The following is a 26319-nucleotide window of genomic DNA, read 5'->3' on the forward strand; positions in this document are numbered from 1 at the left end:
ATAGAACTTACCTTATAACAAACGAATTCCGAATCGATTGAGAACCAACTGATATAGATAAAACAAAACAATGGTAAAAACTATACTAGATAACATGGCTACCCAAAACCCGTATGTGGCATTTAGTTTTGGAAATAACAAAAACATAGGTAAAGTGGGAATCACAAACCAAAAAGTATAATAGGCATGGTTAGAAATTTTTTCTATGCCAGCATTTTCAAATTTTAACCAAAACAATGTTAGGATGGTGACCAATGGAAGAGAAGCGATGAGGCTTCCTACTCGATCATTTCGTTTTGCCACTTCCGAAATGATGACAACAAGTGCAGCAGTGACTAAGTATTTGGTCATCATAAAAATCATAAATAAATTCTCCAAATTCAAAATTTGATAACATAGAGCAGATCCTTAATTTCCATTATAGAATTTTTTAAGATCAAGAATTTGTTTCATTCAATGACTCGCATTCAATCCATAGACTAACACCAATAGATCTTAGAAACATTATTAAATACTTATCTTTAAACTAAGTCCAAAAAAAAATTCAGAAAAAACGTTAAAAACGTTCCGAAATCACCCAAAAAACGTTAAAAACGTTTTAGAATCATTCAATAGAAAGTAAAAACTCTTTACTAGTAAGTTTCTTTTTTAGTTCACTAGAAAACATCTGTTAAATTACAGAAAAATCATTTAGGTTAAGTTACACTTTGAAATTATCAAATTTAAAGAATATTATACTATTATCTTTTGCATTCTTTTCATTTTCAAGTTTTACCTTGATGGATTTTTGGAACGAAAGAATTCCTCAAAATTTACCAACAATCTCAGTTGATCAGTTTGGAAATGCTGTTACTACTTTCCCTATTGAGCTACCTGTTGCTCTAAAGGAAATAGCACCAAATTTACAACTTTCGTATAATTCGGAATTACCAACTGGGTTATTAGGAAAAGGATGGGATTTAAATCTTAATCATTACATAGAAAGAGATGTTCGCGGATCGTATGATCATGGGATTGAGCGCTTTACGTCTACACTAGGTGGAGAACTAGTCCCCACGAATACGTTAAACATTTATCGAACAAAACCTGAATCGTTATTTATATTCAAGAAACTTGACTCGAAAACTTGGCAAGCGAAAGACAAAAACGGGCTGATTTATACATTTGGGGGCAACGATCAGTATCAAATTGAAAATTCATTGTATAATCAAGATCAGGTCCAAAGATGGCGACTAACGAGCGTAAAGGACACTTTTGGTGTTGGATATACTGTAACATATGGGAAACCGAATAGCAGTGCAGGTATATTTGTTACGAAAATTGTATACCAAAACAGAGAAATCTCATTCGAATATCGAGACAATAACGATAATGCAACGAAATATACGAATTTTATTCAATCTCAAGATAACCAACTAATAAGCGATATTAGAGTAAAAGTAGCCGGAGTAACCGTCCGTTTATATAAATTTGATTATTCTACAAATCAATTAGGCGAAGAACAATTAATTACGATTTCTCGCGAAGAATCAAATAACTTTGGAGATGGCAAATACATTGACATTCAATTATCCTATAGCCAGAGAACACAATCTGTATATGGATCAAAAGTTGAAAAACGAATTCCAAATCTTTTTGCAGTTTCAAGAGTGCCATTGCAAGATAAATTTGAATGCAACCTTGGTACACTAAACTGTTTAGCATTCAACACGATGGTATGTAATATGCCAAACCCAGCGAGTTTATTGGTCTGCCAGACCGAAAAAGCCAGGTATGGTTTGCTTTGCAGCCAATTTCAGAATACGTGGTGGCTTCCTTGTATGACAGGAACCAGAAGTCCAAATAACCTTCTAACCTTCGGCGATACTGATGGTGATGGAAAATTGGAAGGAGTTCGACTTGTAGGCAATGAAGATGAAGGTTCGTTCAGAATTGTCACAATTAAAAATCCAACAACAAGTATGGATGAATCCACTGTATCTCCGAATTTACATGGGATAGGATATAATAGTTTTTCTACAATGTCTTGGGGGGATGTTGACGGAGACGGAAATGTAGACTTAGCATATTCGAATGGTCAAAATGTATTAGTTACTTTCGCGCGGAATGGCTATTATACTGAACCATATCTGATATCAAATTTAAGTCTAGTTACCCCGCCCGTTGATTTTCTATTTAGTCCTCCTGATTTAACCTGGAAGGGAGGTCTTGTTGATATAGACGGAGATGGACGCTCTGATTATATAAAAAAGATTAATGATACGACGATTTCAATTAGTTACTCACAAGGTACTTCTTTTTCTGGCGAAAATCATATAGACATTGGCCCTATCTTTATCAATGAAAAAATGGGGCAGTTTATCGATTTTGATTCTGACGGAAAGCCTGAGTTTGTACATATTTTAAACGGCGAGGTTGTTATAAGAAAAATATTCTTAAACTCCGGTTATTCCATTGAGTATCGAATGGGTGGAATCTACACGGGCAATGGAAATAGTAAAGAGGAAGGATACAACAGATGGCTTGCAGATATCAATAATGACGGAAGACCAGATTTCTGCGTATTACTACCCAATGGATTATTTTATACTTATTTAAATTCAGGGAAAAGTTTTGCAGAAGGAGTTAATCAAGGTTATCTTTCAGGTATGGTTTACCAGGGAGAAGTTTTTGGCGATGAAATTCTTAAAACCAAAACATTTGCTGATGTCAATGGAGACGGAAAAGTCGACCTACTTGCCTTTGATGGATCGAGAGTAGCTGTCAATTACGGGAACGGACAAGGCTTTACCATTGGGGGTACGTTGGCAGATGCAGATTCGTTTTATGGAGCAATGGACTTAAACAAGGATGGAAGAGTAGAACTAATTCATCTAAGGGCTGATAAAAACGCATTTTTACTAAACGTTCCTCACTTAAGTTATTACCCTTCAATTCAGGACTATATTGATGGAACGCGCAGAAGTCAGAATTTTTTTGCGATGCATGCAAGGGGATTTGATGCTTTTGTTTCCTTATTTAAAGCTCCTAAAACAACAATGTCACCAGGCTTACTTCTAAGTCTCCTTAGCTTATTAGCTCTTTACGATACTCCAGAAGGAGGGAATTTAAGTGTTACTCCGGTGGTTCTGAATAATTCACATGATAAGCTTGTAAAACTAACAGATGGAATGTGGTTTGAAACTGAAATTCGATATAAAAAGACTGAAGAATTTCAAAATGCTATCCAGTTTAATAATGGTTCCTACCCCAAGCTTTCAGTTCCAATATCAAAACAACAAGTTTATGAGATAGAATCGAAAAGTGCGGATAAAGTCATAGTAGATAGATATGATTATCAAAATTTCAGAATTCACCTTGGTGATTTATTTTCCCGGGCGTACTATGGGTTTGAAATAGTAATTGAAACTAATCTATTACATAATCTTAGAAAAGAAATAATATATAACCAAGCCGAACCCCAATTTGCCGGTCTTGAAAAATCGATAATGAGTTATTATTCGGATGGAACCCTTGCAAAAAGCCTAACCTATAATTATCAATTAAAAAATCCTTTTGGTGTTGAATTGGTATTGAGAAATTCGCAGGTTTCGGAATCCTACATAGACTCCTATCTTTATAAAAAAGAAGAATACCAAGCTGGGTATGACATATATGGCAATGCTTTGTCTCAAAAAACATTCGCAAATAACATATTGGTAAAAGAAGAAGAATCAAATTTTGATAACAACATTTCTTTTGAGAACTATTTTATAGGAAGACCTAAAAGAATTAAAAGTTATTCGCAAACTGAATTAGTTTCAGATGAAGAATTCCATTATTCCAATAACAATTTGGTTGCAGAAGTTGTGTCATTTTCTGGAAGTCCAGACCAATCGAAAGTGACAATGAGTTATGACGTGCTCGGCAGAAATACGGTCAAAAATATTCCGGGAATCGGTGAAGTGATGACTGAATATGATTCAGATTCTGGAATCAATGTTGTATCGGAAATGAATAGTTTAGGTCATAGAACAGAGAAAAGATATGACTTACTTACAGATTCATTAATCGAAGAAATTTCGCCAAACGGAGCAAGTTTAAAAAAATCATATGATCCTTTCTTGAATGAAAAAAGCGAAACACTTCCAGGTGATTCGGAACCCAATCTTAGACAAAGTTTCAAATACCAGAAAGATGAAATGAAGTTACAAGTAATAAAACAGTCTCGTAACTCAGAAGGTGGATATTCGGTCATTACTGAAATAATGAATCATGATGGGAAGCTAGAGAGTAAGATCACTCAGTTAAATGAATCAGCTAATCTTACCGAACGAATGATATATGATTCTTTTGGACGGCTCTATCGTAAATACAATCCAATCATTTCTGGTCTTATGGAAGAAGAGTGGGAAGAGTATGATTATGATAACTATGACAGGGTTACAGGTGTTAGAAATTCGAAAGGGGAAAGAATTTCAATATCATATTCTCCAAACCAATTAGTTACAACTACAAACATGTTTTCAGCAACAGGCGAGCTAGTCCAAACGATAGAAATTGAAAAGAACGTTTTAGGTCAAGAGATCCGACGAACGATGAATGGTTCCACCCATACGATGAGTTATAATCTTCGAGGCGAAGTTAAAACAATTTCTGATTCGTTAGGAAATCAAACCAGATATGAATATGATACCAGAGGACGAAAAATCGGACAAATTGATAAATCGTCCGGTACAATAGAAATGCGATATGATTTGTTAGGGCGACTATCAAAAACGATCAAATCAGACGGAACAATAACCGATTTCACTTATGATAGTTTGTCGAGGATCAAATCACAGGTAACGAGCGGAAAAACAATATCCTATCTGTATGACGTTGGTGGTGCTACATTGCAGTCCTATCCAGTCGGAAGATTGACGCAGGTGAATGATGGTAACCTTACAGTATTGATGGATTATGACATGCGAGGGAATGTACTCCGGCAAAAGAAAATGATGGATGATGTAATTTTGTTTGTCGAATCAGAATATGATACCAATAACAACCCTACTCTCACTAGATATCCAGAAGGAACGGTAATTCATTATTCTTATGGATCTGGCGGACATTTGAATCAAATGACTCTGGATTCTGCGGATGGCAACTCAACTAACCAACTTCTGGTGAAATATGAAGGACCATTTCTAGAAGAGGATCGCTTTGTAATCAAAAAAATAAATGGAAACGGAGTTGAGTCTACTATTGAAATTGATAAAAAATTCAAAAGGTTAACTGGGCTTCGAACTAAACTAACAAATGGGTTTCTAGAACAAAACTTGAAATATGAGTATGATCCAAGTGGAAATATTAGTAAAATACAAGATAATAACCGAGAAGATAGAACTCAAAATTTTGAATATGATTCATTGAACCGTCTTGTTAAGTCTAGTGGGAAATATGGCGAAGAATTATACGAATATTCTGCAGATGGTAACTTACTAAAACGAGGTGATGTAACATTTAAATATGAAAATTCAAATAAACCTCATTTAGTCACCGAAGCAAGGTCTCCTCAAATTGGGACGTTTCATTACTCCTATGATGCGAATGGAAATATGGTCAATCGGAATGGAGACGTTCATTCTTATGATTCCAATAATTTATTAACAAGTATCACTACTGTTGGTGGCACTTCCATTCGTTACTATTATGACCATTCTGGGAATCGAATCAAAAAAGATGTAGGGAATGGAAAACAGATTAGTTACACTTTATTTGGTGATGCCTTTGAAATCACAAGGGAAGAAGGCATCCCTGAATCTGTCACCTTATACCTTAAGGGTTTAAAAGGGGAACCACTAGCGCAAATAACCATTCCAGACGTTCAATTTTTGAGGGATGAAAATTTCAGCTCTCTCACTCCTTGGGATAAAATTCTAAGTTCGAATTTATCTATATTCGATTGTTCTAAAACTACGATTGATTGTGAAGTATATAGAAAAAATAAATTTGATTCTTTGCTATTGAAACCACTAAGAAAACAAATAACAAGGGAAAATATTAGATTTGGATCCTATTCAATCCAATTTGCATTTCTTGGATTTTTATTCATTTTCGTTCGCAAACAAAAACAATCTGACTATTCCATTTTTGTTTTACCCATTATGCGGTATGCAAATGTATTGTTGCTTTTTTCATTTCTTGTTGGTGTTGGGAATTGTGGGTTTCTAGGAATAGGAGGAGATGGAAGTGGGAAACCTCTGATATTATTTCCAACGCATGTTTCTGATTCCGCACCGTCGGTCAATGATGGAGGAAACGATTACATTCCTGGAACAGGGACCTCAGTGTCTCCTATTTCACCTACATCATCGTCAGGTATTTCATTTCAACATGCAGACCATTTAGGTTCTGTTAGCTTTTTATCTGATTCGAAAGGAAACCCTTTATCTGGCGGCGATTGGACAGGGAGATCAAGAATTGCTTACAAGCCCTATGGATTGATTCACAGAACGGATAGTGGTGGGCCGGATATTAGTAAAATCAAATATGCGGGACAACTTGAAGACAAAGAATCTGGTTTGTACTATATGAAAGCAAGGTTTTATGATCCGTTCGTCGGTCGCTTCTTAACAGGAGACCAAAAAATATACCCTAAGCAAATAAATGGTTTAAATCGATACATGTATACAAATGGAAACCCGATTAAATACAATGATCCAACTGGGTATGGAAGACAAACTCCTTATATAGGAACCTTAGTTGTTTATTTATTGAGTGCAGGTATGAGGGAAAGAGATCGATTACTGCTTACGGCCGCAGCATTCCGTGAATTTAGAGGGAATGAAAGAGGAAAGCAAACATATATCGAAAAAACGATAGGACAAAATGCTTCTCATTTAGGAAAACCTCACATTTCGAAAGCCTTACAATATGCTCTTGCTGCTTATTACTTGATGCCAGCAGAAAATGACTTTCATAGAGTTAGAAATCTTTTTATGGGGTTTTCAATGGGAAAAAGAGCCGGTGGGAAATGGGAAAATGTGGATGGAAAGCATGATGAAAGAGTTCATGTTGGAAAATCTTGGAAAATGGCGTTTGCTGCATATTTGATAACGAAAGATATGCCAAACAAGGAATTATATATAATTTCGGCTTATTTATTTGGTAGAAATGAAGATAACAGGAAACAACAAGACGCGATTAATAAAAGTGATACTATTCAAAGGATATTCGATCAATCTGGCAGATTTTTTACGATTTCTGAAACGAGTCCTTTAGGCATTCCATTTTCGGATTTGGGGATTTCCAAATTTTTAAATTATTTTTTTTATCCATGGGGCGATTGGTATTTGACTCAAATGGGATTGATTGGCGGAGCTTTGGGAATAGGATTTATAATCGTAACCCCTCTCTATCTCCTGAGTTATTATTTAGATAATGAACATTGGGGTTTTACGCCATGAAATTAATTTCATTTTGTTTTATAATTCTGGTAATGGTTAGTGGGTGCCGATCAAATATTCCGATTGTTACGCTTGAGCGAAAGGAGAAAAAAATAGAATGGAAAACAAGGGTTCCATTTAAAATTCAGTTCCGATTAGATGAGAAGTTAGACGAAGAACCAGAGGATTTATTGCAAATTTTAGGAAGAGGATTGCTTAGCACATCGAGGGTCGATATCCAAGGAGTAATTTTTCCAGTAGAAAGCGTGTTTGATTACGATGAAATAGAAGAACTAACTATTTATAAAAACGCGGCATTTAAAAATGAAACACAAATTTCAGTTGTTCCAACACCTGCGTTACTTTATATACAAACAAACTCAGATCAGTATATTATAACAGGATACCTGATAAAATATGAGAATAATAAATAAAATCGTTATTATCCCAAATATAGTTTTGATGTTATCTTGTAATTCTTTTAAGACTAGCAGTGAATCAAGAGATAGTAAAAAATATAATTACTCATTAGAGGAAAAAGTTAGATACGACAAAGTGAAAAATAAATTCATTTTACATCCAGATTTTTACGGAAAGGTTTTCTATTTCGGAGATTTTTATATTCGAAAAAATATTGGAACTTCAGAATTAGCTACAAAAGAGAAATGTATAAAGTTTGATTTCGAAGATGCACATATTGAAAAAAAATATAAGAACATTTATTCTTTATATAGAAAAGGAAATTCATTGTGTTTAGAATATTCAGAATAATAGGTTAAGTTGAAAAAATCATATACAATCAATATGAGAATAGAATTAGTTCATATATTTTTAGGATGTCTGTATTTTATTATTTCTTTTCCTCTTTTTTCCGCAGAAATTGAATTACCTTCTGGCAATAAATTTTTAGGAAAAATAATATCCGAAGATGAAAGATCCATCCTTTTCCAATTTCAAGGTAAGGATTATCGGATTCCGAAATCTGAACTAACGAAAAATGAGAAAGATAAGTCAGGTAATGACTTTAGTATAGGTCTATCTAAAATCACATTATACGATAAAAGCCAATTAATTGGCTATCTGATTGAAGAAGACCAAGATCATATAATTTTGCAAACTCAAATTGGTTTCGTTAATGTAGAAAAATCTAAAATTGAAAAATCGGAATTAAATAGAGAAAAGAATTTTCCACCTCCCAAAAAATATCTAGTCTCTTCGTTGGAATCACTAAATACCTTTGTAGGGTTAGGTTATGGAATTTACAGGTCTCCAAACTTAGATATTACACTAAACCAATTGTATTTAAACCTGGAGCCAGCTTACCTAGATTGGAAAGGCTTTGGAAGGATAGGCTTGCAATTAGATGGTATTTGGGGAGTAAACTCTGAGTACAAAGTCAATATGTTCAATGGAATCGTTTATTATTACTCTCATTACCAATTTCAACAAAATCCTCTTTTGGATTTCTATGGAAAAGTTGGGTTAGGTGGTAATTATGTTAATACAATTGCAGAAGATAGGAATCGATCAGGTTTAAATCCACTTGCCATGATTGAATTAGGTTGGCAGGGATATAAACTTAATGATTTCCAATTACGGCTGGGTATAAATACTTTTTGTGCTTTTGAAACTGCCTCAACTGTTTGTTTTTCTGGTCCTACGATTCAAGGAATGTTGAAGTTTTGAAATTCATATTAATCATCAATCTTTCTTTTCTTTTTTTGTTTAACTGTTATAACTCACCACTTTCTGATACAGAAGCAATAGAAAAACTAAAGCTCGAAGGATTTGGTCTTTCTAATGTAGGTGAAACTAGCGCACATATCTTTGTCCTCTGTTCTGAAAAAACGAATGGACTCATGGCATTTTCGGAACTTCCCCTGAATGGAATCGGAGCTTTACTTGGTGCTGATAATGTAAGGGTAAGTATTAGAGAAGGAAAAGAACACCTTTTCATGGTAGATGGATTAAAACCAAATACTAGATACTATTATCAAGTTTACTGCAAGGAACTTGGTGGCGTTTCCAGTGGGAATCAATCCTTTGTGACAACATCAAACGACTTTCTTGATAGAATCAACGGACTTCGATCGATTTGGATTTTAGGTGGGATTGGATCCAATTTTGAACCATTAGGAATGATCGATGTATATGATCCAATAGATAATCGATGGTTTGAAAATGTTTCTCAGATACCTACACCAAGAGCCTTTGCCCAGATAGTATATCATAAAGGATATATCTTTGTCATTGGTGGAGCCACTAAAGTAGGTTCGTCTTGGCTACAATCTAGAATAGTCGAGCGATTAGACACAGCCCGAAATGAATGGAAAAGAATGGCTGATATGCCGATCGATTTGCAAGGCGGAATCGGCGTTTCCAATGGTGAAGAAATTTATCTAATCTCTGGTTCTACAACTATGGATATGACTACTGGAACCATCTTAAACACAGTTTTTCGCTTTAATCCAAGTGTGGGAAGTACTGGTCAATGGAGTCAATACACATCAAATAATGCAATTTTTCCTAGACTCGATATGGGTGGATGTATCATGAACGGATCTCTTTTTTTTAGTGGAGGGCGATTATACTCAGATGGAAATGCATATGCAACTTCAGATGTGTATTTGCCTTCAGCCAATTCTACTACTACATTAGTCGAAGCATCAATCAACCAAGCAAGGCACGGCGTCGCAACTGTTTGTTATAATCCAAAAAGTACGGATCCTTACCCAAATGATTCTCAAGCTTTTCTAGTCGTCGGAGGAAGTACAGCTTCCAACTTCAATCAGCCAGTAACGGCAATAGCACCTTCTTCTTCTTATGATTACTATAGAACTGGCATAAATTCAAATATCTTCCAAGCAGGTCCCACGCTACCAGCTTCTGTTTATTATCCAAGTATCGAAATCTCTTATCAAAATCGAAGAGCGTATGTTATGGGAGGTTCCACTAGTATCAACATTCCTACTGATAATATTTACTCTATTGATTTGGCGAATCCGATTGGCGGACCGTGGCGATTGGAATCCATAAAAATGCCAAGACCAAGATTTGCTCATAAGGCGGTTATTTTAAGCCGATGAAAGTAGTATATATAATCCTATCCGTATTTATGATCCAATTCTCGCTTTATTCTGAAAAGGCAGAAGATCCTCTTCAGTTAGCAAAAAGCTTATATAAAGAAAAAAAATTCCAGGAAGCAGAATCGGAAATTTTAAGACATTCTGAAATTCAATTTTCTAATCCTGAATATGATCTTTTACAATCGAAAGTTTGGATCGAACTTGGAAATCAAAATTATAATCTCAGAAAGTTCAGTACTGCTTATAAATATTATTCAAAAGCATATGAGTTTTGGAGTGCAGACCCATTAGTTCAACAACGGTATTACGAACTAAAAAACAAAGATTTAGTAGATGAAATAGAGATTTTAGAAACAAAGAAAACGAAAACACCAGTCGCTCAGCCAACAAAAACAGAAATTCCATCAAATGATGAACCTTTATTTAAGAGTGAATTGATACAATTGGGTTTTAAAATTGAAGAATCTGAATTATCGCTTTCAAGTAAAATAGAATCAATTAATGAAAAAATAATGTTTCTCATCATTGGAAATATTGTATTTATGAATTTGTTACTTATTTCTATTGGAGTAGTGATATTCCTTTATTTAAAGCTTAAAAAGTAACTTTTTTCTGACCAATATATAATAGTATAACATAGATTCTTCTCTATTTTAGCTCCCCACCCCCTGCGCCATTTACGCTGAGTGTATCGAAGTGACGATTGCAGTGGAAATCCGAAGGATTGAAACGAAAAGCGCGGTCGTTCCAGCACCCGAATTTTGATTCGCATAACCAATGCGAGGCGCCCAAACCTAAAAACCAACGAAACAGTCTGATCACATAAAGGAAATGGATATAAAAAAACCCACCAAATGGTGGGTTTGATTTAGAGAAAAGTCTCCAGGTAAGAAATTTAAATTTCTTATTTAGAAACCACTTGAAAAGTCACTCGACGGTTGATTCCGTCTTTTTCATCAAAACCAGAGATTGGTTTTGCAGAACCAGCAGCTTTCGTTACGATTCTGTCTGCAGGGATCCCTTGTTTTACAAGAGCGTCTTTCACTGCATCAGAACGAATTTGTGAATAAAATCCGTTACCTTTTTTAGCACCTTCTGCTTCTTCTGGACCAGATGCGTCTGCGTGGCCTGTCACTTCTAAAGCGTAACCTTCAGGAAGTTTTGCAAGAGCGTCTTTGATGTAAGAAACGTTGTCTTTTGCCCAAGTTTTGAAATCTTCTGCTTGGATGTCCGCTTGTTTGTAGCTAAAACCTCTGCGACGAACACCATCTGGATAACGGTAGTCTTTGAGTGCTACATTGATTTCGTCCAAAAGAGCTGCATTGAGATCTCTGGAAGATACAGTGGATGTTGTTCCCGTAGTGGAAGTTGTGTCTTTGGGAGTTTCTTTTTCTTCAGAAGACGAACAGTTCGTTAATGAAAGCGAAAGACCTGCGAGGAGGATGAGGCTTAAAAAAAATCCTTTTTTCATCAGTTGACCTACCTTAATGTTTCCATAGTTTAGTTCTTTTCATTAGATAACAACCGAAAATGCAAATATTTGTAACTGTTTCCGAAGATTATGACCAAAGTCGCCTCGATGTCTTTCTAAAAGACAATGCTGGAGACGATCTCAGCCGTTCTACCGTTCAAAAGTGGATTGATTCAGGATTTGTGACAAACAAAACCAAAGAACAATTGGCCAGTAAAAACGGATATAAAGTGACGGTTGGTGAAGAATATGTAGTGGATGTGATTGCAAGACCACCCTCACGACTCGAACCCATCCCTATGGACATTCCTGTTCTATATGATGAAGACGAATTTATGGTTATCCATAAGAAGGCGGGGATTGCTTGCCACAGTGGACCGGGAGATGACCAACCTTCGCTTGTGAATGGACTCCTCCACCAATTCAAAAACCTATCAGCCACAGGCGGTGAACGTCGTCCAGGAATTGTGCATAGGCTCGACAAACCCACAGAAGGGGTTCTCATCATTGCGAAAACCGACCGTGCCCATGCGGCTCTTTCCAAAATGTTCCAAGAGAGGTTAGTAGAGAAAACCTATTATGCTTGGGTTTTACAAGCGCCTGTAGAAGCGGAAGGAACTATCAATTTACCCATTGGCCGCCATCCCGTCGAACGAGTGAAGATGTGTGTGCGTGAAGATGGACGAATGGCAGTCACTCATTACAAAACAGAAAAAATTGTCCAAACACAAACAGGACGTAAATATAGTTTGATGAAACTAGGGCTTGAAACAGGTCGCACCCACCAAATCCGTGTTCATATGGCAAAGATTGGTTGCCCTGTCGTGGGTGACACTTTGTACTCTCGCTCCGCTAAAGACTATGCTCAATATGGACTTTTACTTTTTGCGAAACGATTGGAATTTCCTCATCCTTTCATTGCCGACAAACGAATCTTAGTGGAACTCGATTTTCCAGAACGATTCAAAACCTTTGAAAGGAAATGTCCGAGTTACTAGTCTCTGAGCAGGTTGGATGTTTAACTTTAAATCATAGTTTCATTCCGAGTGAATAGAAGAAAGGTCGGATTTAGATTGGATACAGAAACCAAGGAATTCCCTGAATCATTAATTTTCAAATGAAATTGCGAAATTTAAAACCAACCCTCATCTTACTGATTTTATTTGGCACCTTTCATCTGTTTTATGATGTCATCTATGAAAATCATTTAGGGGAAGGGACAGATAGCGATATTTTATATCCCTATTTGTTTTCTAGGGATTTTTGGACCGGTGGATGGGCGGGGGTTAGTGGTTGGAACCTTCCTCCTTGCACCACTATTTTTCCTGATTTGATCTTTGGCCTCATTGCCTATCCCATTGTTTCCTCGGTTTACTGGTTCCACCTAGTTTTTGGATTTCTCGTATTTTGTCTGCCTTTTGCCCTAGCCAGGTCCCTTGGATTGGCAAAACGATTTTCTTATTTGGTTTCCTTAGGATTTTTATTGTTTGCGGGACTTGATCCCAACCAATTAGGTCAGTTCTATTTTCCCAGTTTCCATGCGATGACCTTCTTCTTTGTTATCTGGACTTTGTTCGAATTAGATCATTGGAACCCCAAAAAAGGTATAGTTTGGTTTCGGTTCCTAGTCCTTATGACCTTAGTTTGGATTTCAGAATATTGGTTTTTCATCAACTTTGCTCCGTTTCTAATTTTTTATTCCCTTGTTCGTTTGAGATGGCAAAGTTTTGGACCATTTAGCATGGGTTTTGTGGGATACCATTTGGCCAAGTCCATCGGCAAGGGACTGCGTTGGGTGGGGATTGGCACTATTGGATCAGACAACCTCACATACTTCACCAAACTAATGGATACAGTTCAATCGATTCTTTTAGATCCGTATTCTGTTTGGCAAGGTCTGTTTCATTCCCTCACAAACCAAGAGGTACTTTCGGATTGGATCTATTGGTATTTGGTGATTGGATCTTTGTTTGTATTTTTATCTCTCTTTCGGAACCTAGGAAAAGAATTTTTTCTCGATTTGGTGTTCTACCTTTCGCCTTTGATTACCATTTTCCTTTTATATACCATTCAAATAGAACCAAACATACGTTACTTGTACATCCTTCCCTTTGGCATATTATATTTTTCCCTTCGTCTGTTAGAAAGTATTCCTTTCCTTCGAATTGGAATTCCTATTATCTTGATGATTGGATGTTTTTGGTATTACTTGGGAAAACATTCCGAACTTACAACAATGGTCAAAGCCGGCGAAACCAAACGAAATCACCGATTGGAATGTCTAACGGAATTTGATCCGAACCTTCCCGGTGTATCCACATACTGGCCCATTAAATACATTTATGCCTTCTCTGACAAACCTTGGACCTTAGTTCCTTTCACAAAAGATGGGGTTTACTACCCTTGGGTGGCCAATTCTAGTTGGGATGGAAATTTAAAAAACCAACCTTTTGATTCTTTTTCCTGGGGAGTGACCGAATCCAAAGAAAAATTGGCAGAGTGGAAAGGAGTCAGTTTGGTGAAAGTCTGCGAAGGTTGGTATTTTTTTCGCAGAAATTGACAAGATAGAATTCATAAACACAAGAATTCGATTGATTCTAGTTTTCCATCGAACAGTTTGGGACTGGTTATGATAGAAATTCTTTCTGATCCCACAGTGTGGCTTGCTCTCTTTACCTTAACTGCTTTGGAAATTGTTCTGGGCATTGATAACATTATTTTTATTTCCATCCTTTCTTCGCGGTTACCAAAAACAAAACAAAAGTCAGCTAGGCAAGTGGGACTTTTACTGGCTATGTTAACCCGGATTCTATTGTTATTTTCCCTTTCTTTCATTATGAAACTCACAACACCCATTTTTACCATTTTAAACCATTCTATCAGCGGTCGTGATATCATTTTGATTTTAGGAGGACTCTTTCTCATTGCCAAGTCAACTACGGAAATCCATCATAAACTAGAAGGTGATCCAGAGTTAGGTGAAGAGTCAGGAAAAAAAGTTTCTTTTACCAAAGTCATAATACAAATCATGATTTTGGATATTATTTTCTCTTTGGATTCAGTCATCACGGCAGTCGGGATGACTGACCAGTTAGGTGTGATGATTGCTGCAGTAATCTTATCTGTGGGGTTTATGTTGTTATCTAGTGGGAAAATTTCTGATTTCGTAGACAGTCACCCCACAATCAAAATCCTTGCTCTTAGTTTTTTAATATTGATTGGGGTTGCTCTTCTCGGAGAAGGACTAGAACTTCACATTCCAAAAGGTTATATTTACTTTGCTATGTGTTTTTCTGTGATTGTGGAGTTCCTAAATATGAAGCTCCGTTCCAAACCAGAAAAAAATAAATTTTAAGGAAAATCCAAATGAAACGAAAAGAATTTATCAAACGTTCTGCATTACTTTATACAGTTCTTCAACTTCCACTGCTAAGTGAATCCAAACCAGAGGAAGAGAAAGTTTCTTCGGAGAACACAAAGGTATCACCTTGGTTAGAAGCGGAAGATCTTTCCGAATTCCGTACTTTGCTTGTTGGATTACAATCCGATACAAAAGGAATTCAATTGGCAGGCAACTGGCGTCCAGGGAAAGTTTTTGCCCACTGTGCACAAAGTATTGAGTATTCCATGAAAGGTTATCCTGATATGAAATCGGCACTATTCCGAGGTTCTGTTGGCAAAATTGCATTTTCGATTTTTGCTTTTAAAAACAAAATGAACCACGGATTAGAAGAACCCATTCCAGGCGGAGAGGATATTTCCAATGAAACCGAACTAAAGACCGGAATCAAAAGATTGATCCAAGCCATAGATGATTTTTCTAAAGCCAAAGAATCTTCCCTTAGACCTCATTTTGCTTATGGTGACCTTACAAAAGAAGAATATGAAGTGGCTCATAGCCTCCATATCAAAAATCATATGGAACGAGTGTTACTCTAAAATGGATTCGATTTGTTGGCAGAGATCCTCTGCCTTATACATCTTAGAAAAATAAGCAGATACAATAGTTTCTAATCCTTCCTCTTCCAAAAATTTATCACCACCGGAAAGAGGAGCATCTGAACTAATTAGGATGATTGGAATTTTTTGGTTTGTGTGTCGACGCCCTTCCCATTCATGGATCAAAGAAATTCCATTCATTCCTGGCATATGTAAATCGGTTATAATTAGCGAAGGTGTAATCCTGGATAAATGTGACAATGCTTCTTCCCCATTTCCCGCTTCAATGACTATCCACTGATTTCTTCGCATAACTTCAGCTAAATCTGATCTAAAATTTCCAGAATCATCCACAAGCAGAACTGACTTCGTACTTTTTGATAACGAAATTTCAAAAGACGAACCAACACCTAACACAGACTTAATTCTCAATTTTCCAAAATGAGCTTCTAAAATATTATTACATAACTGCAATCCAAGACCCGTTCCCCTTTCCCCAGCTGTTCCCGGTAAACTTTTGATTGATTCTTCTCCGGTAAGTCGGTGGATTTGTTCTTCGCTCATTCCCAATCCCCGATCCCGAATTTCTGCGGATAACCACTTTCCTTTAAAAGAAAGTCCCACCCAAACTTCTGAATTTAGGTAGGAATATTTGATAGAATTGGTAAGAATATTTTTAAAAACTTCTCCTATCAAAGTTCGGTCAGCGATGATTTCCGCTTGGATGGGAGTATCTTTTTGGATGCGAATCCCTTTTAGCGTCGCAAGTGGTTCCACGGATTCGATAATTTCATTGAGTAACTCATTCACGCAAAAACGAGATTGGATGAGTTTGGTTCCGAAGGCATCAAACCGACTCACATCAAGTAACTGCTCTAACATTCGTAAAGATTGAGTCACACCAGTTTTACAAATTTCTAAAAATTTCTTTTTTTCTTCTGCAGTGGTTTCGCTAAAACTAAAATCGATCACATCCAGAATTTGATTCACACTATTAAGCGGCGAACGTAAGTCATGCGAAATGAGAGATACAAAGTTTGCTTTCCAACGATTTGCTTTTTCCAATTCCAAAGTACGAGCTTTCACTTTTTTTTCGAGAGCTTCTTTTCGTTTATACAATTCTTTTGATAAGGATTCCGATCGTTTGTATACTCGTATGAGTCCCAAAGTTACACCCAATGTTTGTGGAAAAATAAATAGATATAACGATACAAGGCCCAAAGGTCTATAACCGAATGTTGGATTGGCAATCAAAAGTATATCGATAAAACCACCAATAATCGCCAATAACAAACTAAAAAAATACAACCTACTTTCTTTTCTCTGAAAGTATAACGCAAGTGATACGGAAAGTAGTCCTAAAATGACAAATGCACCTGATAAAATTTCAAAACAGAAAGATATATAGGCGAGATGTGAAACTGGCGTAAACATTACAACAAATAGAAAAATCAATGCATAGATTTTTAGAAAAACCAACATACGTTTGAAAAAACGCATCTGAGGCATATTAAGAACTATGTAACCACCAAAAAATAAAATTAAAACAAAGCCGATGCGAGAAAATCGAAACAAAGGAATACTATATTCATCAGACAATAAATTATATAAGATTCGAGTTTCCATCAATGTAGACGTAAGTATTAAAATTCCTAAATATACAAAAGACATCCTAAGTGCATTTCTTTCGGATCGATTGATAAAATACACTAACGCATGATAAATAGCCAAAAATACCATGAAGATCATGATGATCCAAGAAACTGTAAAATTTACGTTCCAGATATGAATTACGTTTTGTAATTTACCTAAACGGATGAGGCCGTGTATGCCTGCATATTTATGTGAAAAATTTGAGATATGGATGACCAAATCTAATTTTTTTGAAACACCTATGAGAGGAATGATTTTGGAATGTAAAGAAGGACGGTGGAATTCCGCAGTAGTTGCAATAGTTCCATTCTCTGCCAACAATTCTCCATTGATATAGATTTTATAAGCACTATGTAAAGCAGGAACTAATAAAGCAAACGGTTCCCTATCCGTTGGAGAATCAGGCAAAACAATTGTTAATCGATATGTTGCAAATCCAAAACTAGGATAAACTTCTCCATCTTCATTTTCCTGGGAAAACCAAGGCACTCCCACTTTTAGGTAGGATTTGTGTATGGGGGAATTTCCTTTTGGATCCAAAAACTCATTCCAATAAAATTCCCAATTCCCTGTGAGGTTTATCGTTTCCCCTGAAAAATTGACAGTTTGGACATCAACAATACCATCTTTTGCGAGTAAGGTTGGATAGGCATCAAACCGGCAAGAGGTGGTGCCAAGGAACATAAGACCCAAAATTAAGGGATATCTACAAAAAATAAGTACGTCTGAAAAACATTTTTGGATGGAAGAGAAGAATGCGCTGAGAATCATAAGGCTGTGGAATCCGTTAAAATTGCCATCTTAGAAGATCATTCCGTTGTCACTGAAGGAATCATATCTATCCTAAAATCCAATCCTTTCTTTTCTCTTGCCGGAGAATTTCGAACTGCTGCCGATTTGTTTCACTTTTTAGAATCGAATCCCATTGATCTTTTAGTTTTGGACATCGATTTACCAGACCGCAATGGGATCGACGTATTACGTGAGATTAAAGAAAAACACCAACCTACAAAAGTCATTATCTTTTCTTTACATGGAAGTCGGGTTTACGTGGAGGATGCATTAAAAGCAAAAGCAGACGGATATATGTTAAAGTCTGATCCTATATCCAAACTTCCAGAAGTCATTGAACTTGTAATGAAAGGTGGATCTTTTGTTTCCGAAGGTGTAAGCAAAGTCCAACTTCCGTTCTCAGCTTTCCAAATGGAAATTTTAAACCTACTCGTACAAGGCCTATCTCAAAATGAAGTGGCAGACCGAATCCAGAAATCTAGAAAAACGGTGGAATACCACCTCAACCAGATGAGGACAAAGTTTTCTTGTAAAAACAATAACGAACTCATTTCCAAATACGAAAAAGAAATACAAAAATAGTCATTTCGTGATTTCTTAGCCATTTGTTTCGATTACTATATTGTTATGAAACAAATCTATTTACTTCGGCATGCCAAATCAGAATGGGACGAACCTTATGATTCTGATTTGGAACGGACACTTTCTCGTCGAGGAAAGGAACAATCCAAGGCATTACGAGAATATTTAAAAGAAAGTCGTTTTGAATTCGACCAATGTTTGGTTTCACCAGCAGAACGAACCCAAAAGACTTACACGGCACTTCGCAAAGAAATCCTCCGTTTCCCAAAACCAGAATTACGAGAAGGCATTTATGACGCGGACAAAGAAGATCTCCTTTTTTTAATACACGGTTTGTCCTCCTCCGTACGTTCCGTCTGTTTAGTCGGACACAATCCTGGGTTAGAAGATTTAGGAAGCTCCCTTCTTTTCGGAGAAACGGTCACATCTAAATTTCAGAAATTTCCGACGGCCTCATTTCTCGGCTTGAGTTTTTCCGGAGATTCATGGAAAGATATAACTTGGGGCAGTTGCCAATTGGCAGTTTACTGGATCCCTGGGCAAATAGGCAAAGAATGAAACCTTTATATTCAGAAGAAAGAATCCACCAACGTGTTGATGAGCTCGCAAGAGAGATATCTCGTGATTTTTTAAGCAAAGACCTAGTTGTCATTGGAATCTTAAACGGTGGTTTTATTTTTACTGCTGATCTTTGCCGCAGCATTGCGATTCCCCACGAGGTAGACTTTATGGCTGCCTCCTCTTACGGCGATGGAACTACTTCTGGAAATTTGAAAATCACCAAAGAGTTAAAAAAATCCGTTCAAAATAAATCCGTCCTTCTTGTAGAAGATATAGTTGATACAGGCCAAACCTTAGAATACCTTTTGGAAGAAGTAGGAAAACAAAATCCCAAAGACTTAAAAGTAGCGGCCCTCTTTTGGAAAAAATCCAAAGCCAATCCACACATTCCTGTCCACTATCCAGGTTTTATCATCGAAGATGAATTCCTTGTGGGTTACGGTTTGGATTACAAAGGCAGATACCGTAATCTTCCTTATGTGGCAAAACTAGAAGGACCTGATTCTACCATTTAGAAAATAAATTTCCCGTACCAATTAGCCTAGATTCCCCAACTGGAATTTTTTTCAACAAATCCAGCCAATTATACATAGCTGACCGATCCAATTACAGAGTTTTAATTTACTTAGAAGCACAAACAAAGAAAGTTTCCGTTCTAAATTTAAAACGGAATACTCCCTAAGTAATATTTATGTATTTATATCGAAAAACGTTTTTACTTTACTGGCTCTGCAGAGACTTCCACTTCTGGAAGTGATGCTCTTAAATATCCCGATTGTAAAACCGCAACCTGACCTTGTTCGCTGGTAAGAAAAGTAACAAAGGCATCAATTTTATCACCTTGGTCTGTTTTATAAATGATAAATAACTCACGAGCTAATTTATATTTTCTATCATAAACATTACGTACCGAAGGCGCAACATAAGGATCTTTTATTGTTTTAGCATAATCCAAAGTCTTTAGTTTGTCTTTGTTTTCAACAAGAGCAGACCCCATCCCCATATAACCGATGCTATTTGGATTTTCTTGGATCCATTTAGACATTTCCGAATTATCTTTTACGATTTTTGCATCTTTTGCAAAAACATTGGATTTGTATTCATTAAACTCATTTAAACCCAAATCTTTTCGTTTGAGGATATGGTTTTGAAAGTAGTCTTGGGTTCCGGATTTATCATTACGAATGACGATGGAAATAGGTGCATCCGCTCCACCAACTTCCTTCCAGTTTTTAATTTTCCCGGAAAAGATGTCGGAGGTTTGCATTAGATTAAGTTTGGTTACTACATTCTTTGGATTCACAACAAGAGCAACTCCATCGTAAGCCAATCTTACTTTTTCTAAGTTGCCAGTTTTACGAAGATCATCAAACTCAGCTTGGTTTAAGTCGCGAGAAGAAACTGCCATATCAATTTCACCTTTTCGCAGTCTATCAATTCCCGATTCAGATCCGCCACCTTCAACTGTTACACGAACATTAGAATTTACTTTTTCGTATTCAGCTCCTAAATAACGCATCATACTGTTCATGGTTTCGGAACCTGCCACTTTTAAGGTTTGTTTTTCCTTACAAGCGACAAAGTTTATTGTAATCAAAATGTAAAAAAGCAGAGAAAGGTTTTTCATGGTAATTCAGGTAAAGCCAAAAATCAATCCTTCGTCAATCGCAAAAACCGCTAGTTTTTTCCATTTCCCCTATCAGTTTTTCAAAAAATACCCCGATCTTTGTTTTGTGAAACCTACTTACCGATGGATCCTACTTTGTTTTGTAATATTTCTAACCTTAGAAGGATCAACCCCTGTTCCTTCAGGAAAAACCACCTTTCAATGGAAATGGAAAGAAAACCAAGTTTTGGAGTTAAACGAATACCATGACGTTTTTTTTCGTGTAGGTGCAAAAACGGTAGAACGAGAAGATAAAAACCGAGTGGTGATGAAACCAAAAAAATGCTCATCTGATTCTTGTTTGGTGAATGCTTGGTTTGATACCTATATTCGTTATGGAAAAACTTCTGGACCTTTCTGGAAGGACAAAGAATTTACATCGGATTTTACTCTTTTCCAAAATGGTAGATATGAAGTTCCCAACGAATTTATAATGCCAAACCTCCGCAGTTTTCCCAGTTTTCCAGATACGCCAGTTTCTGTTTCCGATGTTTGGAAACTTCCTGCTGAAGAATCCTTTGATTTTAACTCTGAGCGCATTCGTGTTAAAGTGATTCCTGAATATACCTTCCAAGGCATTTTTCCTTGGTCAGATGGAAATTACAAAGGGAATTGTGAAAAGATAACTTATACCTACCCTATCTTTTATACAAAACCAGAAGGGGAGAAAATGGTTCCGAACGTACCTTACAAAATTTTCGGTTTTGCTTCGGGGACCGTTTTTTTTAATGCGGCTCGTGGTGTTCCTGAATTCAAAGAAGTAAAATTATCTTATACGTTTATTTATCCAAACGGTACTGTTCAGGAAGCAAATTTTCATATCAAAGGAATTTATTTTCTTCGTAACCAAGTAAATACAAAAGATAAAGAAGCTATTCGCGAAGATATCTTAGATGATTTAATCGTGGGTAATACCGGTGATCCGAATGGATCAAGGTTAGGTGATCTTACAAAAGATACTAACAAAGAAAAAGAACCGAATGAAAAAAACTTAGGAAGGATTACGGATACTGGCGAGAAACCTTCCCCAGAAAAAGATTCTCTTCTCGATAAACTTCCAATTTCCGTTCGTACTTCCGATGATGGTATTGTATTCTCTTTGGATTCTATTCTTTTTGATTTTAATGATAGCAAATTAAAACCTGATGCAGAAACCGCAGTCGCAAAAATTGCGGAAATTTTAAAAAAATATCCAGACAGAGAAATTAGAGTATCGGGTCATACAGACAATATCGGTAAAAAAGAATACAACAGAAAACTCTCAGAAGATAGAGCTAAGTCCGTCTTGCATTCGCTAGTTGACAATCATAAAATGGATGAAAAACATATTTCCTTTAAAGGTTATGCTGACGAACTACCGATTGTCCCCAATGACAGTGAAGAAAACCGTCATAAAAACCGCAGGGTAGAAATTACTTTAGTTTTGGACTAACCAATTTGTAAATCGAGACCCACAGAATAAGGAGGAACTAAAGGTTCACTTTCTTTTTTTCCTCGTTCCAACAATGTTTCCATTTCTTTGCGCATATCGGTAAGTAAACTTTGGACCCCATCTTTTTTGTTAGATTGGTAAATTTTATAATAAGAAGCAACTGAAAATGTTTGTGCAACAACCACGTGTGCTTTCCTTGCTCTCATTTCTGTTTTCCCAAATATGTGTTTTTCAAAACTACAAATCCATTCCATTAAACGTTCGGCAGAAGGCCATTGGATTAAGTTCTTAGGTTTGGTAATGATAAAAGCATAAGCAGTATCTACCAACTGTTTGGCTCTGCGAATATTTTGATCCGTAAGATTCTTTGGTGTAGTCGAAAGAGGAGAACCTGCCTCTAAACTTTCTATCGTCATAAAAAGTAACCTAAGTTTTTGGATGGCGTTGTCTGATTCATGAAATTTTACACCAAGGATTGATGCCGCTAAATTAAGAGCTGTGTGTCTTGCCCTTCCCAAACGGTAATCAAAATCTTTTCCTTCCGTATCGGCACGTGGAATTCCTAATTCAAATTCGGTTTCTTCCAAAATCACTCGACCAACAGTAAGAAATCTTCTTAATAAAGTACGTCCACCGGGATAAAGTTTGAGTTTACGTTCGATCCGAGAAAGTGAAGTTTCAATGTCGGCAAGGATCGAATCTCTTGATCCAGAAATTTTATATTTCACAAAGGTGGGTTGGATCCACAATTCTGCATTTGGATCTTTTTCTAATGCAGCTTCTAATCCCCAAAAGGAAACTTGAGCCACACCCGGCATAAACGATACTAAATTATCATTTTCTCCAGAAACCATCCCTTCTGGATACATTACAAGTTTGCCATCAGCTTCAGCTAATATCTGCTTTGTGGTCTTAATCGCATTACGATTTAATCTGCCGGTTATGACTGAAAAAGCACCTACTCGTTTGATCACTTCGCCAACCAAACCAAATCCCCAATTAAAAATACTTCGAGATGCCATAAAATGAAATCTTGTTCCTATTTTATTTGCTACGTAATAAGCAATGATAGGTTCTAAATCCGTAGGTTGGTTCGATAAATATATTACTCGTTTATTTTTAATTTCTTTTAAACGAAGTTCATCTTCCTTTGTTATCTCCACTCCATCTATATTGAAAAGGAGTTTGGAAAGAATAGGAAAACTTATATCCAAGCCCAATGCAATGGGGAACTCAAAACGTGGAGCAATAAAAAGATCTTTCATACAATTGTCTTGATCAGTAAGCCAAACCCCTTTATCAATACGAGCAATTATTCGTGAATGTATCCCCAAGTTTCTAATATTTTTTTCACTTCTTTTCCCATCTCACGTTGTACCTCCGATTCCCTCGTTCCACTAAAGGCTCCATCGTTATAAACCCAAGGCAATGGTGAGGAAGGAAAACCATCAGGTTGTCTTTCAGAAACTATTAAATCTTCTAAGTGAGTGATGGATCTTTGGTACTCCAATCCATACCTCCCAAAACGAACAGGAATCGTTTTTCCATTCCGTGAAAAACTAAAAAAAGCACCGAGTTCAGGATTCACTGTTTTAAATACTAACTCTTCCCCTTGTCTAACCTTTGAAGGTTTAGATTCCTTCTGTAGGGAAATTGTTTTTGCCGAACCAGAATTCAGTTGGATCGCATCCGAAACCTCCCAATCGTAAATGGAACCTTGGACATTCAAAGAAAGGAAGTCGCGACAAATAGACTCAGAACAAGGAGGAATGATAATGCGTATGTTGTTTCGTTTTAAAAAATTTTCCCGACGAAAATCGGTCCTTGCCGTCTGCAAAAGACTTTCTCCTTCTGGAATAGGACTTAAATTATTTCTTTCTTCTGGATCTTTTTTTAAATCATACAATTCTTCTGCCATTGTATGTGGTTCTCCGGCTGCTGTTCGCCTAACTGTCGTAAAACCTGGATATCTACGTATGTATTTATAATTTTCTGTCCGGACCGATTCCGACATCCTTCCTTCTGTATAAATAAACTTTTCATTTTGGCAAACGTTTGTTATGCGAATGCAAGACGAATAATTTACACCTTGGTAAGTGGAATTTTTTGGCAATAAATCTAAAAAACCTAAAATAGTGGGTGCCAGAGACAATAAAGAAGACTGCCCAGGAATACGGATTTGTCCCCCACTGGATTCCCTTGCCATATCGGAGTCCAAATTTTCCCGTACAGACTTAGGAAGTTTGATAAAATATGGGACGTTAATTTCCTCATCATAATGAGTTTCCCCATGACCAAACCGAGTTTGCATAATGAAATGATAACTATAATCATGATGTGCACTGAATAATTCCCCATGATCGCCCGTGATAATGATCATGGTTTCCTCATAAGTACCTTCTTTTTTTAATGTTTCGATTAACCTGCCAATTTCACGATCGGTATAATGCATTTCGCCGAGGTAACGCTGCACGGGAGATTCATACTTATAAAAAACATCGGAAGGTACAATGGAACGAACGGCAGTCATATCCTCGGGTGGAGGGGAATAAGAGGCATGCGGAGTATTTAAATTAAAATGTAAAAAATAGGGTTTGTCTTTGTATTCAGAGACAAATTGGATTGCTTTGTTTGTGAGAACTTCGGTGTCCACAATATCCATTCCCACTTGAAAAGAATTGTGAAATCCCAAATCCAAACCCACCGTGGTGTAATCCAAAAAGAAAACATTATTCATGATCGTTTGGGTAAAGTAACCTGCTTCTCGAAAGGTTTTGGCTAAATTGTCTCTTTTTTTTCCATAATAAACTTTTCTTTGGTATGGTTTGGTGGAAAACCAAGAATTCCCCAAACCAAGGTTAGACGAATATTCCGAATGGAAAAAAGACATCATGGAAGGTTTGGTCCAATTTCCATTGGCAAATGGATTTTCAAAAAAAACTGACTCCATTGCCATTTTGTCCATCACCGGAGTGACCGAATAAGGATACCCATAAGAACCAAAAAAATCCTTTCTTGCGGAATCAATCACGATAAGAATCACCGATTTGGGTTTGCCTTCCTTTTGACTTTCCGAAGTTGATTTTTCAACAGGATATAACAAAGGTTCACCGACAAAAAGATAACTATCCACACTCTCCCAAACCAATCGAAGAGATTCCAATTCACCAACGTCTAAATTTCCTTTTTTAGAAATCCATCTTTCTTTTGGTGATTGGGTAAGGTCCCATTCTTGTAAAATGGAATTTCCTGAGTAAATTTTCAGTTTCCCTGAAATTTGAGTTTGAAATTCTGTTCCACCTAACAATCCCACTAACGAAGAAAATTCATAATGTCCCGATGGGATTTTAAATTCATACTCTTGTCCCGGCGGAAAAAAAAGCGAATCCAAAGAATGGTTTAAAAAAATCTCTTTGTCTGTATTGAATGTAATTTGTGTATTTTCCCATTTGCGAGAGAGGGGAAGGTTACTTTGACGACCTGGATTTTTTTTCCAGTGGTAAGGCAATAAATCTTTGGATATAGAGATTTTGGATTTTGCATTTCGTAATTCCAAAACCAAATCCACGGGGAAACGTCTTTCCGATTTGTTCAAACAGCTGAAGAGACAAAAACAGATCGTTAAGGCGAAGGGAAGAGTCGCTCGCATATGGAACCAGTTTGGAAAACGGGTTTCCGACGAACAGGAAAAGTTCTTTCTTTTTAGGTTTCCATCGTCCATCGTTGAC

The 26319-nt window shown here is 36.6% G+C and carries 20 protein-coding genes; 14 read left to right on the forward strand and 6 right to left on the reverse strand.

Going from position 1 to position 26319, the window contains the following annotated elements; genetic code table 11:
* Positions 1-12: 12 nt before the first annotated feature.
* Positions 13-363: a DUF3147 family protein gene (locus EHQ31_RS12215; protein ID WP_135573326.1), complete on the reverse strand. Its 351-nt coding sequence runs from the start codon at positions 361-363 to the stop codon at positions 13-15.
* Positions 364-707: 344 nt separating this feature from the next.
* Here EHQ31_RS12215 and EHQ31_RS12220 point away from each other — a divergent pair, with 344 nt between their 5' ends.
* From EHQ31_RS12220 to EHQ31_RS12245, 6 genes are read left to right on the forward strand one after another with little or no spacing between them, the layout of a single operon-like run.
* Complete coding sequence (locus tag EHQ31_RS12220) at positions 708-7430, forward strand: RHS repeat-associated core domain-containing protein (protein ID WP_135573324.1); 6723 nt, start codon at positions 708-710, stop codon at positions 7428-7430.
* Positions 7427-7843, forward strand: coding sequence for a hypothetical protein (locus EHQ31_RS12225; RefSeq protein WP_135573322.1), 417 nt, complete (start codon positions 7427-7429; stop codon positions 7841-7843). Before EHQ31_RS12220 ends, EHQ31_RS12225 begins: the two co-directional genes overlap by 4 nt.
* Positions 7827-8180: a hypothetical protein gene (locus tag EHQ31_RS12230; RefSeq protein ID WP_135573320.1), complete on the forward strand. Its 354-nt coding sequence runs from the start codon at positions 7827-7829 to the stop codon at positions 8178-8180. The genes EHQ31_RS12225 and EHQ31_RS12230 overlap by 17 nt, the downstream gene beginning before the upstream one ends.
* A gap of 9 nt (positions 8181-8189) precedes the next feature.
* Entirely contained in the window at positions 8190-9095 is a 906-nt protein-coding gene (locus tag EHQ31_RS12235; RefSeq protein WP_135582931.1) for an LA_3334 family protein, read from the forward strand.
* Positions 9092-10495, forward strand: coding sequence for an FBX42 beta-propeller domain-containing protein (locus tag EHQ31_RS12240; protein ID WP_135573316.1), 1404 nt, complete (start codon positions 9092-9094; stop codon positions 10493-10495). The genes EHQ31_RS12235 and EHQ31_RS12240 overlap by 4 nt, the downstream gene beginning before the upstream one ends.
* Complete coding sequence (locus EHQ31_RS12245) at positions 10492-11100, forward strand: hypothetical protein (RefSeq protein WP_135573314.1); 609 nt, start codon at positions 10492-10494, stop codon at positions 11098-11100. Before EHQ31_RS12240 ends, EHQ31_RS12245 begins: the two co-directional genes overlap by 4 nt.
* Before the next feature lie 299 nt (positions 11101-11399).
* Here the strand turns inward: EHQ31_RS12245 and loa22 are convergent, their stop codons facing one another.
* Positions 11400-11969: an OmpA family outer membrane lipoprotein Loa22 gene (gene loa22, locus EHQ31_RS12250; RefSeq protein ID WP_208652780.1), complete on the reverse strand. Its 570-nt coding sequence runs from the start codon at positions 11967-11969 to the stop codon at positions 11400-11402.
* Positions 11970-12025: 56 nt separating this feature from the next.
* Between loa22 and EHQ31_RS12255 the strand changes: the two genes are divergently transcribed.
* The 4 genes from EHQ31_RS12255 to EHQ31_RS12270 all read left to right on the forward strand — a co-directional run bounded on the left by EHQ31_RS12255 (position 12026) and on the right by EHQ31_RS12270 (position 15905).
* Entirely contained in the window at positions 12026-12964 is a 939-nt protein-coding gene (locus tag EHQ31_RS12255; protein ID WP_135573311.1) for an RluA family pseudouridine synthase, read from the forward strand.
* Positions 12965-13083: 119 nt separating this feature from the next.
* Positions 13084-14526: a hypothetical protein gene (locus EHQ31_RS12260; RefSeq protein ID WP_135573309.1), complete on the forward strand. Its 1443-nt coding sequence runs from the start codon at positions 13084-13086 to the stop codon at positions 14524-14526.
* A 72-nt stretch (positions 14527-14598) separates the two neighbouring features.
* Complete coding sequence (locus EHQ31_RS12265; protein ID WP_208652781.1) at positions 14599-15321, forward strand: TerC family protein; 723 nt, start codon at positions 14599-14601, stop codon at positions 15319-15321.
* A gap of 11 nt (positions 15322-15332) precedes the next feature.
* Complete coding sequence (locus EHQ31_RS12270) at positions 15333-15905, forward strand: DUF1569 domain-containing protein (protein ID WP_135573305.1); 573 nt, start codon at positions 15333-15335, stop codon at positions 15903-15905.
* Here EHQ31_RS12270 and EHQ31_RS12275 read toward each other — a convergent pair.
* Positions 15897-18242 carry a hybrid sensor histidine kinase/response regulator gene (locus EHQ31_RS12275; protein ID WP_135573303.1) on the reverse strand — a complete coding sequence of 782 codons (2346 nt, stop codon included), beginning with the start codon at positions 18240-18242 and terminating at the stop codon, positions 15897-15899. The two genes, EHQ31_RS12270 and EHQ31_RS12275, sit on opposite strands and share 9 nt — an antisense overlap.
* Before the next feature lie 54 nt (positions 18243-18296).
* Between EHQ31_RS12275 and EHQ31_RS12280 the strand changes: the two genes are divergently transcribed.
* From EHQ31_RS12280 to hpt, 3 genes are read left to right on the forward strand one after another with little or no spacing between them, the layout of a single operon-like run.
* Positions 18297-18932, forward strand: a complete 636-nt coding sequence (locus EHQ31_RS12280; protein WP_244247371.1) for a response regulator transcription factor — start codon at positions 18297-18299, stop codon at positions 18930-18932.
* A gap of 45 nt (positions 18933-18977) precedes the next feature.
* Positions 18978-19490, forward strand: a complete 513-nt coding sequence (locus EHQ31_RS12285) for a SixA phosphatase family protein (RefSeq protein WP_135573301.1) — start codon at positions 18978-18980, stop codon at positions 19488-19490.
* Positions 19487-20008: a hypoxanthine phosphoribosyltransferase gene (gene hpt, locus EHQ31_RS12290; RefSeq protein ID WP_135573299.1), complete on the forward strand. Its 522-nt coding sequence runs from the start codon at positions 19487-19489 to the stop codon at positions 20006-20008. Before EHQ31_RS12285 ends, hpt begins: the two co-directional genes overlap by 4 nt.
* A 200-nt stretch (positions 20009-20208) precedes the next feature.
* On the opposite strand, the gene EHQ31_RS12295 is transcribed toward hpt, so the two are convergent.
* The gene (locus EHQ31_RS12295; RefSeq protein ID WP_135573297.1) at positions 20209-21120 is read right to left on the reverse strand and encodes a phosphate ABC transporter substrate-binding protein; all 912 of its coding nucleotides are present in this window, start codon (positions 21118-21120) and stop codon (positions 20209-20211) included.
* Here EHQ31_RS12295 and EHQ31_RS12300 point away from each other — a divergent pair.
* The gene (locus EHQ31_RS12300; protein ID WP_208652770.1) at positions 21119-22591 is read left to right on the forward strand and encodes an OmpA family protein; all 1473 of its coding nucleotides are present in this window, start codon (positions 21119-21121) and stop codon (positions 22589-22591) included. The genes EHQ31_RS12295 and EHQ31_RS12300 overlap by 2 nt on opposite strands.
* Here the strand turns inward: EHQ31_RS12300 and EHQ31_RS12305 are convergent.
* Together EHQ31_RS12305 and EHQ31_RS12310 are read right to left on the reverse strand one after the other, a co-directional pair.
* Positions 22588-23856 (reverse strand): 1-acyl-sn-glycerol-3-phosphate acyltransferase, encoded by a 1269-nt coding sequence (locus EHQ31_RS12305; protein ID WP_135573295.1) that lies wholly within the window; start codon positions 23854-23856, stop codon positions 22588-22590. The genes EHQ31_RS12300 and EHQ31_RS12305 overlap by 4 nt on opposite strands.
* Positions 23857-23903: 47 nt before the next feature.
* Positions 23904-26312: a sulfatase family protein gene (locus EHQ31_RS12310; protein WP_135574090.1), complete on the reverse strand. Its 2409-nt coding sequence runs from the start codon at positions 26310-26312 to the stop codon at positions 23904-23906.
* Positions 26313-26319 lie beyond the last annotated feature (7 nt).

Source organism: Leptospira montravelensis (assembly GCF_004770045.1).
In the GTDB taxonomy this organism is placed as follows: domain Bacteria; phylum Spirochaetota; class Leptospiria; order Leptospirales; family Leptospiraceae; genus Leptospira_A; species Leptospira_A montravelensis.

Excerpts from the sequence above, each read along its gene's own strand:
- EHQ31_RS12215 (WP_135573326.1), bottom strand. The coding sequence starts at position 363 with ATGATTTTTATGATGACCAAATACTTAGTCACTGCTGCACTTGTTGTC.
- EHQ31_RS12260 (WP_135573309.1), top strand. The coding sequence starts at position 13,084 with ATGAAATTGCGAAATTTAAAACCAACCCTCATCTTACTGATTTTATTT.
- EHQ31_RS12270 (WP_135573305.1), top strand. The coding sequence starts at position 15,333 with ATGAAACGAAAAGAATTTATCAAACGTTCTGCATTACTTTATACAGTT.
- EHQ31_RS12245 (WP_135573314.1), top strand. The coding sequence starts at position 10,492 with ATGAAAGTAGTATATATAATCCTATCCGTATTTATGATCCAATTCTCG.
- EHQ31_RS12255 (WP_135573311.1), top strand. The coding sequence starts at position 12,026 with ATGCAAATATTTGTAACTGTTTCCGAAGATTATGACCAAAGTCGCCTC.
- EHQ31_RS12275 (WP_135573303.1), bottom strand. The coding sequence starts at position 18,242 with ATGTTCCTTGGCACCACCTCTTGCCGGTTTGATGCCTATCCAACCTTA.
- EHQ31_RS12305 (WP_135573295.1), bottom strand. The coding sequence starts at position 23,856 with ATGAAAGATCTTTTTATTGCTCCACGTTTTGAGTTCCCCATTGCATTG.
- EHQ31_RS12295 (WP_135573297.1), bottom strand. The coding sequence starts at position 21,120 with ATGAAAAACCTTTCTCTGCTTTTTTACATTTTGATTACAATAAACTTT.
- EHQ31_RS12310 (WP_135574090.1), bottom strand. The coding sequence starts at position 26,312 with ATGGACGATGGAAACCTAAAAAGAAAGAACTTTTCCTGTTCGTCGGAA.
- EHQ31_RS12225 (WP_135573322.1), top strand. The coding sequence starts at position 7,427 with ATGAAATTAATTTCATTTTGTTTTATAATTCTGGTAATGGTTAGTGGG.
- EHQ31_RS12230 (WP_135573320.1), top strand. The coding sequence starts at position 7,827 with ATGAGAATAATAAATAAAATCGTTATTATCCCAAATATAGTTTTGATG.
- hpt (WP_135573299.1), top strand. The coding sequence starts at position 19,487 with ATGAAACCTTTATATTCAGAAGAAAGAATCCACCAACGTGTTGATGAG.
- EHQ31_RS12300 (WP_208652770.1), top strand. The coding sequence starts at position 21,119 with ATGGTAATTCAGGTAAAGCCAAAAATCAATCCTTCGTCAATCGCAAAA.
- EHQ31_RS12285 (WP_135573301.1), top strand. The coding sequence starts at position 18,978 with ATGAAACAAATCTATTTACTTCGGCATGCCAAATCAGAATGGGACGAA.